The organism is Polaribacter litoreus (assembly GCF_054584775.1).
The window spans coordinates 226,468-245,723 of record NZ_JBTLRD010000001.1; the positions used below are offsets into that span (position 1 = coordinate 226,468).

At 31.6% G+C, this 19,256-nt stretch carries 10 protein-coding genes; all 10 read left to right on the plus strand.

The features are described 5' to 3' along the window. Positions 1-80: 80 nt before the first annotated feature. The 10 genes from ACW9UN_RS00800 (at position 81) to ACW9UN_RS00845 (ending at position 19,239) form a co-directional block, all read left to right on the plus strand. Complete coding sequence (locus ACW9UN_RS00800) at positions 81-2,183, plus strand: BNR-4 repeat-containing protein (RefSeq protein ID WP_459483091.1); 2,103 nt, start codon at positions 81-83, stop codon at positions 2,181-2,183. A 364-nt stretch (positions 2,184-2,547) separates the two neighbouring features. After that, positions 2,548-4,761 (plus strand): T9SS type A sorting domain-containing protein, encoded by a 2,214-nt coding sequence (locus ACW9UN_RS00805; protein ID WP_459483092.1) that lies wholly within the window; start codon positions 2,548-2,550, stop codon positions 4,759-4,761. A 33-nt stretch (positions 4,762-4,794) separates the two neighbouring features. Further along, a complete protein-coding gene (locus ACW9UN_RS00810; RefSeq protein WP_459483093.1) occupies positions 4,795-4,977 on the plus strand; it encodes a hypothetical protein in 183 nt (60 codons plus the stop codon). 85 nt (positions 4,978-5,062) lie between these two features. Further along, the gene (locus ACW9UN_RS00815; RefSeq protein WP_459483094.1) at positions 5,063-8,074 is read left to right on the plus strand and encodes a T9SS type A sorting domain-containing protein; all 3,012 of its coding nucleotides are present in this window, start codon (positions 5,063-5,065) and stop codon (positions 8,072-8,074) included. 166 nt (positions 8,075-8,240) lie between these two features. Continuing rightward, complete coding sequence (locus ACW9UN_RS00820) at positions 8,241-8,897, plus strand: hypothetical protein (RefSeq protein ID WP_459483095.1); 657 nt, start codon at positions 8,241-8,243, stop codon at positions 8,895-8,897. Between the two features lie 5 nt (positions 8,898-8,902). Further along, positions 8,903-11,851, plus strand: a complete 2,949-nt coding sequence (locus ACW9UN_RS00825) for a glycoside hydrolase family 2 protein (RefSeq protein ID WP_459483096.1) — start codon at positions 8,903-8,905, stop codon at positions 11,849-11,851. A gap of 160 nt (positions 11,852-12,011) precedes the next feature. Further along, positions 12,012-13,370, plus strand: coding sequence for a family 43 glycosylhydrolase (locus ACW9UN_RS00830; RefSeq protein ID WP_459483097.1), 1,359 nt, complete (start codon positions 12,012-12,014; stop codon positions 13,368-13,370). Positions 13,371-13,377: 7 nt separating this feature from the next. After that, complete coding sequence (locus ACW9UN_RS00835) at positions 13,378-15,642, plus strand: glycoside hydrolase family 3 N-terminal domain-containing protein (RefSeq protein ID WP_459483098.1); 2,265 nt, start codon at positions 13,378-13,380, stop codon at positions 15,640-15,642. Between the two features lie 7 nt (positions 15,643-15,649). Further along, on the plus strand, positions 15,650-16,786 hold the full coding sequence (locus ACW9UN_RS00840; protein WP_459483099.1) for a glycoside hydrolase family 88/105 protein: 1,137 nt from the start codon (positions 15,650-15,652) through the stop codon (positions 16,784-16,786). Between the two features lie 233 nt (positions 16,787-17,019). Beyond that, positions 17,020-19,239: a TlpA family protein disulfide reductase gene (locus tag ACW9UN_RS00845; RefSeq protein WP_459483100.1), complete on the plus strand. Its 2,220-nt coding sequence runs from the start codon at positions 17,020-17,022 to the stop codon at positions 19,237-19,239. Positions 19,240-19,256: the final 17 nt, after the last annotated feature.

The window sequence follows — 19,256 nt, forward strand, 5'->3', positions numbered from 1 at the left end:
ATAAAAGGCAGTGCAAAACTGCCTTTTATTATTAATAAACACATCTAAAAGCGAATTCAACAAACCATAATTCCACCCGTATGAAAAAAATATTATTATATCTGTTGATGATTGGTTCTTTGAATACAATTACAGCACAAAAGAAATTATCAGCCACGTTAAAAAGTGCTACTAGAGTTTCAGAAGAAGGCGAAGGAGGATTGTTTTTTGCAGGAGAGAGAAATGTAAATTATAGGTTCGGAAAAAGAATTACACCTCATGGAGATTGTGTTGATGTTATCAACGGATATGCCTTTGTTACTTGGTATAAAGGAGGTATGGACAAACGAAACTTAATGTTGTCCAGAAAAAATTTAACCGTAGAAAACTCACCTTGGGTAACCATTCAGTTTCCTCATCAACATGTAGGTCAAAGTGGTGAGCTTTTTAAAGGAACAGGAATTAGAGGAGATTCTCACAATACAGCTGCAATAGGTATTAGTACTATAGACAACACCATACATATCATTTACGACATGCATGCATACTCTAAAAGTGCCTTACCAACTGTGTTTTTCAACTACTCTGTGTCTAAAAAAGACATGGCTTTTGTAGCTGATAATGAGTTTACTTTAGAAATTTTTAATGCTAAAAGAACATATCTTAAAGAAGGTCAAAATTACGAACGTTTAACATATCCCATGATTCATAGGGCTGATGATGGTAGTTTAATTGCGAGATACAGAAAAGGCGGTTCTGGTAATGGAGATATTTTACTAGCACATTACAATGGTACTTCTTGGTCTAATAATTGGATATATCATGAAGGTACTTTAGCACTACCCAATAGAAATAATATGTATGGAGGCGAACGTTTTTTAAACGGTAAATTCTATGCTGGATTCTCTATAAGATATTCTACCAATAATGATGCAGATACAAGCAATGGTTATATGTTAAATAGTGGTTTGTATTATGCATATACAAACGGAATTCCAAAAAATATTTCTACGCAATGGTTTGATGTCAATGATAATCCAATTACATTACCCATAAAAAATAATATAGACCCTACAAAAGATCCTGTGCAAATTGGGCAGCCAGGAGATGATTTTGGTACAGCTACACTTCCACGATCATCATCAGACCCAGCTTGGACAGTTACCGAAAACGGAGCCATTCATTTTGTACAAAGAGTAGATAATAGAAACGTACATTATTATAAAAAAGCTACTGATGCTAATTTTTCAAAAAATGCTGGTGGTTTAATTCCCAATCCAGATACAAGAGGCGAAATATATAGCTACAAAAACCATGTGTTTATGGTAGAATTGATCAATGGAAAAATAAATATTAAAACTACTTTAGAAGGCGAGAATAACTGGCAAGTAATCTATACAGGTCAAGAAGTGATTTCTTTCGACCATTTTGATGCCTTTGTAAATGATGATAAATTGTACGTGTATTTGATGGAAGATACTGGAAACAATACTGTAGGTGTAGGTGATAAACGTCCATTGTATTTTCAAGAGTTTAACTTATCTGAAATAGAAGATGCAAGTGGAAGTTTAATAAAAGTTATAGAAGCAGAAGATTTTACCACAGCTTCCAATGATATTACTGTTGGCACAAACAGTGCAGCTTCAGGAGGAAAATACATAGATTCATTTACAAGCAATCAATTTTTAGAATATAAATTTGATATTGCTGATGCAGGTAATTATGATATTGTACTACATGCAGCTGTTAGAAATAGAGACGATTCTGTGATGGATGTTCAAATTAATGAACAACTTTATGAGAATTTTTTAGTTGTAAAAACCGGAGATTGGGGAATTTATGGTGAAAATAAAATAGAAAATGTTAACTTAATTCAAGGAGGAAATACGATAAGACTTACTCAAAGACGTTCGCTGTCTAGTGAGCCAGATAAAATTGAAATTTTCTCAAAAGAAACGTTAAATACAAATAGTTATAACCCAAATGATATTTCCATTTATCCAAACCCTAGTAATGGTATTTTTAAGTTGAATACATCCATTAAAAACATTGAATATCAATTGATAAATGTGCAAGGCAGAATTTTACAAAAAGAAATTTATCAAAACCAATTAAACTTTTCTAGCTATGCTAAAGGGATATATCTATTACATTTAAAAGCACCTGATCAAAATTTTTTTATAAAACGAATTATTTTAAAATAAACTGAAAAATTAGTTTTAATAGATCACATCATAAATATTTTATTTATGATGTTTTTTATGTTTAAAACCTACAAAAAATAATGTAGTAATTTAATGAGATAATTTTTTTTTTAAAAATTTAAGGCAAGAGATGATTATTTGCTGTCTAACTCAAATATAATAGGTGATTCAATAAAATTTAAGAATTCATTTTTAGATAGTATTTTACCACATTTCTATACTTTTTTACCTATAAACAGTATAGAGCAGGATACTTCAGCACAGTTATGTTTTTAATATTGTACAACTAAAATTTTATACAATACAACAAGAACACCTCCTAATTGTTGTGAATAAACTAAAATTCAATTAAAATTTATTAATTATGAAGAAAATTTTACTCAAACTATTGTTTGTTGTATTCCTTGTAAGTGGTTCAGCAATCTATAGCCAAACAGCATTGCCTGGAACTATTGAAGTTGAAAGTGGAGATCTTTCACAAAATAATGCACATTTTGAAAGAAATATTGTAGGTGATGGAAACTCAGGAACTAGTAATATAGTATTAGGATGGAGAAAAACCCGAATCGAAGCTACTGATGGTGATGGTGAAAGTGGCGCTGGAAAAGATGGTACTATAATCAATCATGTATCTATTGCTGCAGATGGGAATTATGACTTTACATTTACGTATTATAAGAGTTCAAATGATAATACAATAAGCATTAATTCTACAAATTCAACAGGAGGAAGTTCTACGACATTGGCTTCATTTACTCTTCCCAAGAACTCTAGTACAGGAGCTACACCTAGTAGTTATGGTACTCATACAGTTACAGGTGTTGCTTTAACTACAGGTATTACTTACATTACATTTAAAAATGCAGCACCAGCTGTTTTAGATTTAGATAATGTTATAGTAGCTGCATCAGCTGCTGCTACACCTCCTACAATGACATCAACTGGTACTGGAGATTGGGATGATCCTGCTACATGGACGGTGTCTGGTGAAGCTGCAACTGTTCCAAGTACAACACCTACTGCAGAATATGACGTTGTTATAGGTGCTCATGTAATAACAATACCTTCAAATACGGGAGCTGTTGCTGCTAAATCAATAACCTGTACACCTAGTGCTGGAGGTCAATTAATATTAAGACAAAATAATAATTTAACAGTTACTGAAAACTTTTCTTTAGATAAATCTAACAATGGTATGATTATTTACGCTCAAAATGGAACGATGTCTACAATGACCTTTGGCGGATCATATCTTGCAACTAAAAAAACTACCATTATAAAAAGACTATCTTCTTTAAAATGGCATTTAATAGGTAACCCTTTTAATAATAATAGGGTAGATCATACTACTGAGCATTCTAGTTCACAATTAAGAGATAATGGATCTGTTTTATCTCTTGGTTCTTATGACACAGCTACTGATGCTTATAGCTATTACACAAATGTTACCCCACTAACTAGTGGACCAAGATTTGGTACTGCTCAGGGGTATGCAATTTCAACTGAACATGCAACGACTCCTGATTATGCTCTTCAGGGAGATCAGCATAGTGGTTCTGTTTCTTATACTTTATCTACTGCAGGTAATGGTTTTAATTTATTAGGAAATCCATATTTGTCATATATACATGCAAACGATGCAGCAGATGGTACAAATAATATATTAAGAGTTAATGGTGCTAATGGATCTAATATTTTAAGTGAAGATACGATTTGGTTATGGGATGCTGATAATGATACTTGGATTACAAAAGTTTTAGGTGATGCTTCTTACCGTATAAATCCGTTACAAGGATTCTTTGTAAAAGCAAGTTCAGCATCTGCTTTTAGCTTCACAAAGAATATGGAAACTCATACAGCAACTGATGCATTTTTAAAGTCTAAAGATAGCAGATTTGAAATAGATTTATCAATAGCTAATGGTAAGAAAAGTGTAAGTACATCTATAAGATACATAGATGGAGCATCAAAATCTTTTGATAATGGATATGATGGTTCAATTTTTGGAGGTTATGCTTCCGAATTTCAAGTGTATACTGAGATGTTAGAAAGTATTAATGGAAAAAAATTAGCAATTCAATCTTTACCAAATTCAGATTATGATAATATGATAATCCCTGTGGGTATTAATGCAGCTGCAAATTCAGAAATTACATTTTCTGCAAAAACTTTAAATGTACCTACTGGTTACAAAGTGTATTTAGAAGACAGATTAAACAATACGTTTACAAGGTTAGATGAGGTAGATGCAAAATATACTGCTACAATAACCAAAACTTCTACTGAAGGACGTTTTTACATACATACTTCAGCAAAATCTGTCCTAAGTTCTGATACTGAGTTATTAAACAGTGTGAATATTTTTAAATCGAATGCTACAACCTTAAGAATTATTGGTTTAAGTCAAGGAAAAGCTAGTGTTAAATTATATAATGTGTTAGGGAAACAAGTAATGACTTCAAACTTCAATGCAACAGGAGTTAAAGAGCTTGCTTTGCCAAATTTATCTAAAGGTGTTTACATTGTTCAATTAGAAACTGAAACTGGAAAATTGAATAAAAAGATAGTTTTAGAATAATCGACCATTAATTAACTTAAAAAACAAAACACCATGAATAAAAATATAAAAAACACTCAAAAAAATACAGAAGAGATCTCACGAAAAGAAGCCATTAAAAAGATTGGTAATTACGGTAAATATGCGGCATTAACTGCACTAGGAACTTATATGATTTTAAACCCCCAAAAAGCGCAAGCTGCTTCAGTACCTTCTAATCCAGGTACGGGTTTCTAAATAAAATTTTCTTTTATTTTGATAAAAAAGCCACCAATTTATTTTAATTAAGTTGGTGCTTTTTTGCTTTAATTAAAAAACAATCATGATAAAAATCAATACTAAAATTGCTTTAACCTTTGGTTCTGTATTGTTTTCATTTGTTTTAAGCGCACAAACTGTAGCGCCAGATGAAGATACAAATTCAGATCTTTCTTGTCCTTCTTCAGGTCAATTCGAAAACAATAATACAAGAAATGTAGATATTCAAAACTCGGTTAATGTTGGCACTGTTGATGACAGAAGTTGTTATGCTGATTATTCAGAAAGTAATGTTAATGGTAAAACTTGGGGTGTATATAATATTACAGATGGATCTAACCATTGGGATGACCCAAATACATTGCAACCTAGAATAGAAAGATCCTTACCAAGATCTGAAGCTACAGGTGTAGGGAGTTATGCTAAATTTACAGGAACTGTAAGAATTCTTGAAGTAGGTGATGCATCTGGTACTAGCAACGATGGTACTTATATTATGCAAACAAAAGGAAAGCATACAGGTGGTGGAGGTACTGCAGACCCAGCCATTTGTTTGTATCTAGCAAAACCTGTTTTAGATGGCAGTGGCAATCAAGTTTCTTTCGATATTTATAGAGAACAAATAAACTTTAGAGGAGGTTCAGGTGCAAGTGGAAGAACGTTAGTTTTTCTTACAAATGTGCTAAAAAATGCGGAAACCAATATTACACTCGAAGTCGGTTTTAGACAAGATCCTAATGATGTATCAAAAAAAATACACTATTCTGATGCAATTATAGGAGGAAATACGTTCAATTGGAATATCCCAGAACCAGAAAGAGGAACAGAATCTGGTATTAGATACGGAGCTTACCGAGTTAAAGGAGGTAGAGCACAAATTAGATGGGCGAACACTACCTATCAAAAAAATGAAAATGCAGCTACAGATCCTCCAACATCAGCACAAACTTATGACTTTAAAACAGATCAAGACGCACTTGGTTGGGTAAAAGGAAACAATACATTAAGTACAACCATCGTTACAGAAGGTATTGAAATAGCTTGGGCAGCAGATAACTCGCCAAAAATAAAAAATGCCTCAGTAAGTATTTCAAAAACCAATAAATTTTTGGCACTTTCATTAACTAACACAACTTCAGAGCCTATAAATATCAGACTTGTGTACCCTAAATCTAGTGAAGCAGGTAATAAGTTTTATAGTAGTGGTAGTTGGTCTGAAATACCTGCAAATGTCACCACTTCTTCTACATATTATTTTGAAATTGATGAAGCTGAATGGAATGGGCATGCTTCAAATATTGATTATTTTGAAATTCAGATGAGAGATACTGGTGGTGCAAACAGAAACGATGCAAGTATTGCAACAACAAGCAGTATCATCATTCAAAAAATAGAATTATTAAATGCAATTCCAACACCCTCAGTAACACATACATCCACAAAATCAGGAGACTGGACAGATACAACAGTTTGGGATGGAGGTGCAGTACCAACGTCAGCAGACGATGTAATTGTTAATCATGCAGTAAGAATTAAAAACGGAGTAACTGCAGAAATGAAGTCTCTATCAATTGGAGCTAATCCAGCACAACTAAGAGTTGATGACGGTTCTGTAGTAACAGTAAGTGGAACTGTAAGTATTGATAGATCTCAAGATGGGATGGCATTTTACGCGCAATCTGGTTCTTTAGGGGTCTTTACTTATGGAAGTCTAGATGCAGGGTCAACAGGTAAAAGAGTATTTGTGAGACATAGATTGCCAAAAAATGATGCTTGGTCTTTAATATCATCTCCTGTAAAAGATTCAAGAATTAATGAAATAACAGGCAAGAACTCTACTCATATTGTAACAAAAGGAGGTAAGTTCTCCATAGCTTCTTATAATGATGGTAATGCCTCTGGTTCTAAGTATGTGTATTATTCATCTGCTTCAGAGCCTGATAATACTATCCAGATAGAAGAAGGAGAAGGACATCTTTTAAAGAAAAATAATGCAGGAGACAACTCAAAACCAGATTACTATCAAAGAGGTGTGTTAAGATCAGCTTTTCCTGTAGATATCACTATTTCTGATGCAGGAAATGGATTCAACTTGTTAGGAAATCCGCTTATAGGTTATTTAAATGTAAATGATGCAGCAGATGCGACTAATAATATTTTAAGAGTAAATGGTACTAATGGTTCTGATATTTTAGCAGAAGATACAATTTGGATATGGGATAGTGTTAACGAATCTTGGGTTACACACAATTTAAATAGTGCTTCCTATAAAATGCCAGGTATTCAAGGCTTTTTTGTAAAGGCTAAACCAGGAGGAGGAACTTTTTCATTTACCAAAGCAATGAAATCTACATCAGGGAATACTTATTCAAAATCTACATCTTCTTTAAAAAGATTCGAGATAAAGTTAGGTGTTACTGTAGGTAAATTAAAGAGAAGTGCTTCAATAATCTATGCAGATAATGCTACAATATCTTTTGATAATGGTTTTGATAGCTCTATTTTTGGAGGTTATGCATCAGAATTCGAGGTTTATACAAGTTTAGTAGATGATAATTCTGGTAAAAAGTTGGCAATCCAATCATTACCAAATGCTAATTTTGAAGATATGATTGTTCCTATTGGAGTTTCTGCTGAGGCAAATTCACAAATTACTTTTACTGCCGAAACTTTAAATGTACCTGCTAGTCACAATGTATATTTAGAAGATAGATTAAAAAATACGTTTACAAAATTAGACGAAGCTAATGCTAAATATGTAGCAACAGTGTCAGAAAAATCTGCAGAAGGGCGTTTTTATATACATACAAAAACATCAACATTATCAGTAGATACAGAATTGTTAAATAGTGTGAGTATTTATAAGTCAAATGCTACTACTTTAAGAATTGTTGGTTTATCACAGGGAGAAACAAGTTTGAAATTATTCAATCTAATAGGGAAACAAGTAATGACTTCAAGTTTTAACACAACAGGCGTTAAAGAGCTTACTTTACCAAATTTATCAACAGGAGTTTACATTGTTCAATTAGAAACTGAAACTGGTAAATTAAATAAAAAGATAGTTATAGAATAATTTATAAAAAGCCTATCAAACATAGAAAAACACAAATTAGTTTTACAGTTAATTTGTGTTTTTTATTTTAAATCCTAACACTACAGGATATTAAATTGGGTTTTCGTTTTTAAATTTGTTTTGGTTAACTCAATTATCATATTATTTAAATTTTTAATTAAGACGAATGAAAATTCACCAAACAAGTGTACTCATTTTAATAGCACTATTTACCATTTTAGGATGTAAAACACATCAATTTCCAAAAAGTAAAATTAACGATAAAGACTATGTTTTTATAGAGGCTGAAAAAACAATATCAAATTTACAGAAATGGCAACTTATTAAAAAAGGTGATGTCAATTATGTTAATAATGCTTCTGGTGAAACCTATTTAGAGTTTATGGGGAATAAACCCATCACAGGAAAACCCAATTCTCCTCTGATGTATGAATTTACTGCACCCAAAAGTGGAAACTTTCAATTAATGCTAATGTCTAGCAAAAGATTAGAAGGTGTAAAAAGCGATTGGTGTAATGATGCTTTTGTAAAACTTTCTGGAAATTTTGAATCCGGATCAAAATTATCAAAGAAATCATTGCAAAAAGATATCAAAATTTTACAAGATGGTAATGATGAAACTCCAGAATTACAATGGCATTGGGCATCTACTGCAGAAAAAGACAGACACGTTTATAACAAGTTTATTTACAAACTAATAAAAGGAGAAAAATATACAATAACGCTATCAGGAAGATCTAAACGTTTTAGTGTCGATTATATAATTCTTTATAACACAGCAAAATTTAACAATCAAGAAGCTAAAGAACTCTTTAAATTTTAATAAAAATGATTAAGAAAACCATACTTTCAATTGCTTTACTATGTTTTGTACTTCAAATATATGCACAACAAAGTAGAGAAAAGTACAACTTTAATGCAGCATGGAAATTTATAAAAGCAAATCCTACAAATGCACAAGCTATAGATTATGATGATACAAACTGGTCTACTGTTAGCACTCCTCATACCTTTAATGATACAGATACTTTTGATGATTTAAGTATTGGTAAACATATAGGAGAGAAAAATCAATTTAGAGGTACAGTTTGGTACAGAAAGCATTTCAAACTATCAAAATCTGATTCTGGTAAAAAAGTCTACATAGAATTTGAATCTGTTCGTCAAATTGCAGATGTGTATATTAATGGAACGTATTTAGGAACCAATAAAACAGGTTTTATTCCATTTGGATACGATATTTCTAAACATTTAAAGTTCGATGGTCAAGAAAATATTATTGCCGTAAAAGTAAATAATGATAGAGGAGAACATTTTAGAGAGAATTTTCCTTTAGTTTGGCATCACGAACATTGGCATCCAAATCATGGAGGAATTTACAGAAATGTGTTTCTACATGTAATGAATCCTGTTCACATTACCTTGCCTTTATACGATAATTTAAAGACTGTTGGAACGTATGTTCATGCAGAAAACATATCGAAAAAGAGAGCAGACGTTCATATATCCGCAGAAACTGTCAACCAATCCACAGTAGATAAAAAAATAACTTTTGAAGCTAAAATAATTGATGCTAATGGTAAAGAAGTAAGTTGCGAAAGAAAAACAGCAGTTTTAAAAGCTGGAGAAACAACTACTTTTTCCACAAAAAATAAAGTGTCTAAACCCAATTTATGGTACACACGTAAACCATACCTGTACAAAGTAGTTACTACTTTAAAAGAGGGTAAAAAAGAGTTAGATAGTTATACAACTCCTTTAGGAATTAGAACGTTTAAGTTTGATAAAGACACAGGTTTTCATAATAATGGTGAGTATGCAAAACTACATGGTTGGGGACAGAAACCTAATGCAGGTTGGGCAGGTTTAGGAGCAGCACAACCAGATTGGTTAAAAGAATTTACCTATCGTTTAATGGATGAAGCTGGTGGTAATTTTATACGTTGGGGACATTGTGCAGGTTCTCCAGCAGAAATTGCCATGGGAGACAAATACGGTTTTGTAACCTTAATGCCTGGGGTTAGTGGAGAATCTCAAGATGATGGGGAAACTTGGGATATTAGAATCGCCGCTTTTAGAGACATGATTGTGTATTACAGAAATCATCCATCTATTTTTATTTGGGAAGGTGGTAACTGGGCAGAAACTTCAGAACATTACGAAGAAATTTTAGACATCATAAAAACCTACGATCCTCAAGGAAAACGTTTAATGGGGAATAGAAGAGCAGACGTAAAAGAAGACTCAGAACCTTATATTTCTATCGAAATTGGTACAGAAGGATGGCAAAGAGAATACGCTCATTTGCCGTTAATAGAAAGTGAATATTTAAGAGACGAAGGTTCAAGACGTGTTTGGGATAAATTTACACCAGATGATAATTTTTGGACACATCCAAATATTTCTAGAAACGTTTATAAAATTGGTTCAGAAGTGTTTGCAGTACGTCAAGTAGAAGATTGGTGGGACAAGATGGGTAAAAAATCCTATCATAGTGGTGGTGCAAATTGGGTGTTTTCTGATGGGCCTCATGGAGGAAGAAATCCAACAGAAGTTACCAGAGCAAGTGGCGAGGTTGATGCTGTACGATTAAAAAAAGAAGCTTTTTACGCTACAAAAGCAATGTGGAGACCAGAACCTCGAATTCACGTAATTGGTCATTGGAATTACGAAAAAGGAACTAAAAAAACCATGTATGTAGTTTCTAACTGTACAAAAGTAAAACTATATATTAATAACAAATTAATTGGTACAGATGAAAAAGCTGACAATGGTTATTTGTACAAATTTCCTAATATTGAGTTTGAAGAGGGAGAAATTAAAGTTGAAGGGTATTTAAATGATAAACTATTGGTTTCTCAAACTAAAAAAACCGTTGGAGAGCCAGTTGCTATAAAATTAACGTCAATAGTTGGCCCAAAAGGTTGGTTGGCCAATGGTTCAGATATTGCTTTAGTTGATTTTGAAATTGTAGATAAAGATGGGAATAGACATCCTTTAGGAAGAAATAAAGTAGATTTTACCATTTCTGGTCCTGGAATTTGGAGAGGTGGTTACAATAGTGGAAAAGCAAACACCACAAACAATTTATTTTTAGATGCAGAAGCAGGGATAAATAGAGTGGCAATTCGTTCTATGTTACAAGCTGGTGCTGTAACCATTACTGCTAGTGCAAAAGGTTTAAAATCAGATACTATTACTATTACATCTAAATCTGTGGCAATTGATAACGGATTGTCAAAATTATTACCTCAAGAATTTAAGGTTGATGCTAATTTTGAAGAACCTTTACCAATTCATACACCAAAAACTGAACCTTACAACCCTGCAAGAGTTAACAAAAGCGATTTGTTTACTAAGTTTAGTTATACAGGAAATGGAAAAGCAGCACTCAGAAAAAATGTACATTGGGGTAAAAAAGCTTATACAGATATGGAACACAACTACACTGTAATTCCTAAGTATTTGGTAGGCTCAGAATATATTAGAGTTCCTAATTCTGATGGTAAATATTGGGCACGAGACCAGTTACAATTTATTGCAGGTAAAGACATGCTTATTTATGTGGGGCATGATGATCGTGTAGAAAGACCCGTATTTTTAACCAAAGATTATACAGATACTGGAGATGATGTTAATTTAGGAGGCGTTAAAATGTCGCTTTTTAAAAGAGTAGCCAAAAAAGGAGAAAGTATCATTATGGCAGGAAATAGCGATGGTGATGTACCTGAAGAAAGTAGAATGTATTTTGTTATTGGAAAAGCATTGAAAAAATAAAAACAAACGAGACTATTCGGTTTTACAAAATTATGAAAAAGAAAAATTAAGGTTTTCTGTATTATAATACCATTATAGTACAGGACACCTTTTTCTTTTAAGGATATTACTTTTATTATTTCATCTTATATAGTAAAAATAAGGTGATCTTACAGAAATTATGAGTAATATACATGTTTTTAAATCGCTGATTATAATGTCTTTGGTTTGCTTTTTTCAATCTTACGCACAAAATCCAATTGTAGCAAATAAAGGATTGAATGATCCTCATATTCATATCTTTAATGATACAGCTTACGTTTATGCTTCTCATGATACATCTATTAAGAACAAAAAGTTTATTATGGAAGACTGGTGGGTTTGGTCTTCACCAGATTTAGTCAACTGGACAAAAAGAAGCGTTTTAAGTCCAAAAGACACCTATATTGGTAAAGATTTTACCAGATGTTGGGCAACAGATGTAGCTTATAAAAACGGAAAATATTATTGGTATTTTTCCGAAGGAAATCAACAAACAGGTGTTGTAGTTGGAGATACACCTGTGGGGCCTTGGAAAGATCCTTTAGGAAAACCATTGTTAACTTCAGACTTAACTCCAACAGACGAATATGATATGGCTATTTTCGAAGAAGATGGAAACCATTATATCATTTTTGGAGTTTGGGAATATTACATTGCCAAACTAAATTATGACATGATTAGTTTAGCAGAAAAGCCAAGAAAAATCATCATTAACAACCCTAGAGGCCCTTATAATCAAGATGGTAAAAATTTAGAAAAACCAACAGATGATAAGCCTTTTGTGCACAAATACAAGGGTAAATATTATCTATCTTGGGGTTGTTTTTACGCAATGTCCGATAATTTGTATGGTCCTTATGATTACAAAGATTCGGTTATAAAACAAGAAAGTTTTGCTAAAGGCTATGATGCACCTACATGGCCAAATGGATTTTTACAAGGTAGACACGGGTCTTTCTTTGAGTGGAATAATCAATGGTATTATACCTATTGCGATATTAGTCAAACAGGAAATCGATATTTTAGAGACACTTTTATAAGTTACGTTCATTATAAAGAAAACGGAGAAATGGCTATGATAAGAGTTGATGGTATTGGAGTAGGAAATTACAATGCAAATCAAAAAATTGAAGCAGAAGATTATTTTAAAGCAGAAGGTGTCCGAAAACAAGAATTAAAAAATGGTTTTATAATTAAAACAGTTGCTAATAAAAGCTACTTAAATTTCCCATATATTAAAGAATTAGAAAAAAAATCTAAATTAATAGTAGCAGCAAAGGCTAAAAATGGCGGAAAGTTTTTAATAAAAATTCAAAGAAATTCATTAAAAGGAGATGCTTTAGCTAGCCAAAGTTTCGAGCTGAATCCAAATTCAGAAAAATATACAGAAATTACCATAAATTTAAAATCACTTAAGAATACAGAAAATTTTTACTTTTCAATAGAACAATTAACCAATAATCAATTACTAATTGATTCATTTTCATTTTCAAAATAAACAACCAATGAAAAAACTATCAATCTTAATTTTATCAATTATCCTTTTTTACGCTTGTGGAGAATCTACATCCAAAAAAGATTATAAAGATGCATCCTTATCAATAGATGAAAGGGTAGAGGCCCTACTCCCTCTAATGTCCTTAGAAGAAAAAGTGGCTCAAATGCGAATTTTCCACGCTAATATTGGAACAAAACCAGATAAAGATGGAAACTTGGTGTTGTCTAAAAGAGTAATAAAAAAGTTAAAATTAGGTATTGCAGGAATAAAAAACCCAGGAGAACACATAGATCCTGTTGCTGCTGCAAAAATGAATAACGAATTACAAAAATATATCATCGAAAATAACAGATGGGGTATTCCTGCTTTGTTTGTTACAGAATCTTACAATGGTGTAGATGCAGAAGGTTGTACATTATTTGGGCGTCCAATGACGTCTGCAGCATCGTTTAACCCAGATTTGGTTAGAAGACAATGGGATGTTGTTGGTAGAGAAGCACGTTTAAGAGGTATGCATATGTGTCACTCACCAGAGGCAGATTTAGTTAGAGATCCACGTTTTGGAAGAATGAGTGAAGCTTTTGGAGAAGATACTTACTTAACAACTCAAATGGTTAAAAATGCTATTATTGGTGTGCAAGGTAATTACGAAGGTTTAGGTGCAGGAACACATATTGGTGCTGTAGCAAAACATTTTGCAGGTTATGGACAAGTGTTAGGTGGTTCTAATTTTGCAGCGATAGAAATTTCTGAAAGAACCTTAATAGATGAAATTTATCCACCTTTTGAGGCTGCTGTTAAAGAAGCAAAAACATTAGGAATTATGGCTTCTCATGGAGATTTAAACGGAGTAGCTTCTCATGGAAATAAAGAATTATTAACTGGTGTTTTAAGAGACGATTGGGGCTTTGAAGGATATGTAGTTTCAGATTCTAACGATATTGCACGTCTGTATTATTTTATGGGAGTTGCAGAAACGCCAGAAGCAGCTGCACAAATGGGATTAGAAGCGGGTATAGATATCGATTTATATGCAGAAGATTCGTATTCATATTTACCTAAAATGGTAAAGGATAATCCTGAATTAGAAGAACTAATAGACAGATCTGTAAGACGTGTTTTAAAAACAAAATTTATCTTAGGGCTGTTCGATAATCCTTATATCGATTTAGAGAAAACAAAAAAAGGTGTACGTTCAGCATCTTCTTTAGAGTTGGCAAAAGAATCTGACTTAGAATCTATCATTTTATTAAAAAATGAAAGCAATACATTACCATTAAATAAAAATAAGTCAATCAAAGTAGCACTTTTAGGTCCTTTATTAAAAGAGAATACCAAAGAAATGTTTGAATCTGCTGTTGGCAATAGTAACGTTAAATTTGTTGCTGAAAAAGGTTTTGGATTGACAAATGAAAAAGGAGGAGCTCCCGAATTGTTAGAAAGAGATCCAAAAGCAATTGCAAAATTGCTGAATACCGCCAGAAGTGCCGATATCAATATATTATTTTTAGGTGGAGACGAATTTACTTCAAAAGAAGCATTTTTTACTCATGCATTGGGTGATAGAGCAACTATAGATCCTGTAGGTCCTCAAGATGAATTAATTGAAAAAGTAAAAGCACTTGGCAAACCTGTAATTGTAGTTTTAAAACACAGAAGAACCTTATCTATAAATGCAATTGCAGAAAAAGCGGATGCTATTTTAGATACTTGGGATTTAAGTGAATTTGGAGATCATTCAACCGCTAAAATTATTTTTGGTGATGTGTCTCCTTCTGGGAAGTCTCCTGTAACCATTCCAAGATCAATTGGACAGATTCCATTTCATTATAGCATGAAAGAAATCAACTATAAGAAAGAATATTTATTTTTAGAAAAAGGACCAATTTATCATTTTGGTCATGGATTAAGCTATGGTAAATTTGAATATTCAGATATTAAATTATCAAGCTCAGAAATTACACCAGATACAGAAATTACAGCGAGTGTAACTGTAACCAATACAGGAAAAGTAAAAGCTAAAGAGGTAATACAAATGTATTTGAAAGACGAAATTGGTTCTGTAACAAGACCTGACAAAGAATTAAAAGGTTTTCAAAAAATTGAATTTGCTCCAGGAGAAAGTAAAACAGTTACATTCACAATTACCCCAAAAATGTTAGAGTTTACAGGGATATCAATGAAAAAAGTTTTAGAAGCAGGAGACTATACTGTAAAAATAGGAACTTCATCAAACCAATATTTAGAAACAAAATTTAAACTAAAAAAATAGATTTAAAATGAATAAATCAATCTTTACAATTTTAGCTTTAGTGCTAACGCTTTTTAGTTGTTCTGTATCACAAAATACAGTAGCTCAAAAATCCATTGATTTAGATAACACAGCTATTAAAAAGGCTATGATTAAAGCCTTAGAATGGCAAGAAACACATCCAATTTTTGCAATTCACCCCACAGATTGGACAAATGGTGCTTATTATACAGGTGTAGCAAGAGCGCATAAAACCACCAAAAACATGATGTATATGGCTGCTTTAAAAAACCAAGCAGTACATAACAACTGGCAAACTTTTAAACGCTTACATCATGCAGATGATGTGGCAATTTCTTACAGCTACTTGTACATTGCAATGACAGATAAAAGAAGAAACTTTGTAGACTTAGAGCCTACAAAAAAGTTTTTAGACACTCATTTATATGAACCAAATAGATGGAAAGAAGGAAAATCGAAAGATATTAAAGGAGAAACTATTTTATGGTGGTGGTGTGATGCTTTGTTTATGGCACCTCCTGTAGTAAATTTATATGCCAAAAAAACAAATCAACCTAAATATTTAGAGGCGATGCACAAATATTATATGGAAACGTATAACAGATTGTATGACAAAGAAGAAAATTTATTTGCTAGAGATATGCGTTATGTTTGGCAAGGAACAGATAAGGATAACAAAGAACCAAATGGTAAAAAAATATTTTGGTCTAGAGGAAATGGTTGGGTAATTGGTGGTTTAGCATTAATGTTAGATGATATGCCAAAAGATTTTAAATACCGTAGTTTTTATGAAAATTTATATAAAGAAATGGCTGCTAAATTGTTGGCTATTCAGCCAGAAGATGGTTTATGGAGAACAAGTTTATTAAGTCCAGAGTCTTACAATCATGGAGAGGTAAGTGGAAGTGGTTTTCATACGTTTGCATTAGCTTGGGGTATTAACAACGGTCTGTTAGATAAAAAACACACACCTGCTGTAAAAAAAGCATGGAACGCTTTAGCAGCTTGCCAGCATGAAGATGGTAGAGTAGGTTGGGTACAGAATATTGGTGCTTTTCCAGAACCAGCATCTGCAGATAGTTATCAAAATTTTGGTACAGGAGCATTTTTATTAGCGGGTAGTGAGGTGTTAAAATTGAAATAGTTCCTTGTATAAATTAAATTACTTAAAGTCGAAGATTTATTCTTCGACTTTTTTTATTAAAAAAAAACACCTTGATTGCGTTTTTGGATGTTGAAAGTAACAGCAAGTTATATTAATTGCTCTTTCTTTTTGTTTTGATGAGTTGAGAAATCAGATAAACAGGATAAAGCAGGATACCTTTTAGGGCATAAGACAGTAATTTAATCAACAATACAAACATCCAAAAAAAAAATATGAAAAAGAAACTATTAAGTCTTGTATTACTTTTAGCAACTTTATCACTTCTTGCACAAAAAGTAATTTTAAATCCAGCTTATGAAGTAAAAAGATCTAGCATCTATGATGTTGATAAAATAGAACTTACAGAAACTGAAACTAGAGTTCATGTTAGAGGTACTATTGTTCCTGGATGGCATATGAGGTTCCGAAAAAATGATTTCTTAAAAGATTACAAAACTGGCAAAGAATACACTATTATTAAAATTGAAAACCATAAGTTTAATGAAAGAATTTTAATTCCAGAATCTGGCACAAAAACAGTAGTACTTGTCTTTCCTCCTTTAGATAAAGGTGTAAAAAAAATAGATTTCAAGCATGCTGTCTATGGAATATCTTTAGAAAAACAAAGAAATAACAAACCAAAAGAAGTTCCAAAATACGTAAATCAGTGGATAGAAAAAGAGTTAAACAAAGTTACAGTTAACCCTATAAAAGATTTTAATTCAAAAGATTTTTTTAACTCAAAAAAAGCAAAACTCATTGGCTATATAAAAGAATATGATAAAAGGTTAAAATTTAATACAGGTATTATATACCAAAAAAACAATGTTACTAGAGAAGATTACCCTATTGTTGTTCAAGTTTATGAAGATGGTCGTTTTGAAGCAGAAATACCTTTAATTCATCCAGAAACGAATTATATAAAAATTAACAAATCTGCTATAAATTATTATCTAGAACCAGGACAAACACTTGCCATCATTTTAGATTATGAAGATTTTAGAAATAATGTAATTTCTAGAATGGCGCGTTCTACAAGGTATACATTTAAAAAAACAATTTTCAAAGGCCCTTTAGCTAAAATTAACAACCATTTAAACAATTTTAAAGTTAAAGATTTCGATTACAGAACTTTTAATGAAAAATTTAAAACACTTAGTATTGATGATTTTAGAAAAGAGCAAGATGCCAATTTAAGAGCAAACCTCGAATTGTTGAATAGTTATGTAAAAAACAATAATGTTAACCACAAAACAAAAGAAGTATTAGAAAATATTTTAAGGATAGATTATGCCACACTTTTATTCGATTTTGTAAGAAAAAGTGATAACGAGGCTAGAAAAAATAAATTATATGCCAATTTAAGAACACCTATAACAGATAATTATTATGACTTCTTAAAAGATATTGACTTTAATAATAAGGCTTTACTGGTGCCTAATAGATTTTCAATATTTGTAAATAGATTTGAATTTAGTAAACCTATCAGTGTTTACCCCAATCGTAAATTTATGAGAATAGACCCAGAAATAACTCTGGATAAGTACTTAGAAACTCATAAAATAAAACTCACTGAAAACGATAAAAAGCTTAGAGAAGTTAAAAATCAGAGATTTACATCTTATGAAGAATATCAAAAATTTCAGAAAAAGTTTAGTAAACCTTATCAAGAAGCACTGGTTGCATACAATATAAAATACATACAACCTTTACTCGATAAACAAAAAGTTAATATTACAGAAAATACTATGAAAAAATGGCGTTTACGAGATTCTGTTGTAAAAAACACTTTCCATTTAGAGAGAAACCTTGTACAAGATTTGACCAAAATTAGAGCCTTAAACTTTGATATTAAAAGAACAGATAGCGAAAACGCAAGAAAATATTGGAATGTACTAAAAACAAACATTTCTAATCCTTTTTTAATTAGTCAAGGTGAAAGAATTGTAAATAAAAAGTTTCCAGTTGTTGAGCAAATTACTCAAAAAGCAGTAGAAAAAACAAGTAACGAAAATTTAGCATTAAAAGCCAAAACTACAAAACTACCAAAAGGAAAAGCAACAGCTATTTTTAATGATATTATAAAATCTCACAAAGGTAAAATATTGTTTATAGATTTTTGGGCTACAAGTTGTGCTCCTTGCGTGGGTTCAATAAAAAGGATGAAAGAAATAAGAAAAGAATATAAAAACAATGTAGATGTAGATTTTGTATTTATTACAGTTGAAAATCAATCACCTGAAAGAAGGTATTTGAGCTTTGTTAAAGATCAGAAACTAGAAAATACTTACAGAATCCCTGTTGATGATTTTAATTATTTACGTCAATTATTTAAATTTAATGGTATTCCTAAATATGTAGTTATTGCTAAAAATGGCGAGATAATCAATGATGATTATAACATGTATGAATTTACAAGAACTGTAGATGATATTATTAAAAATTATAAATAATTTTATTTAAAAACGTA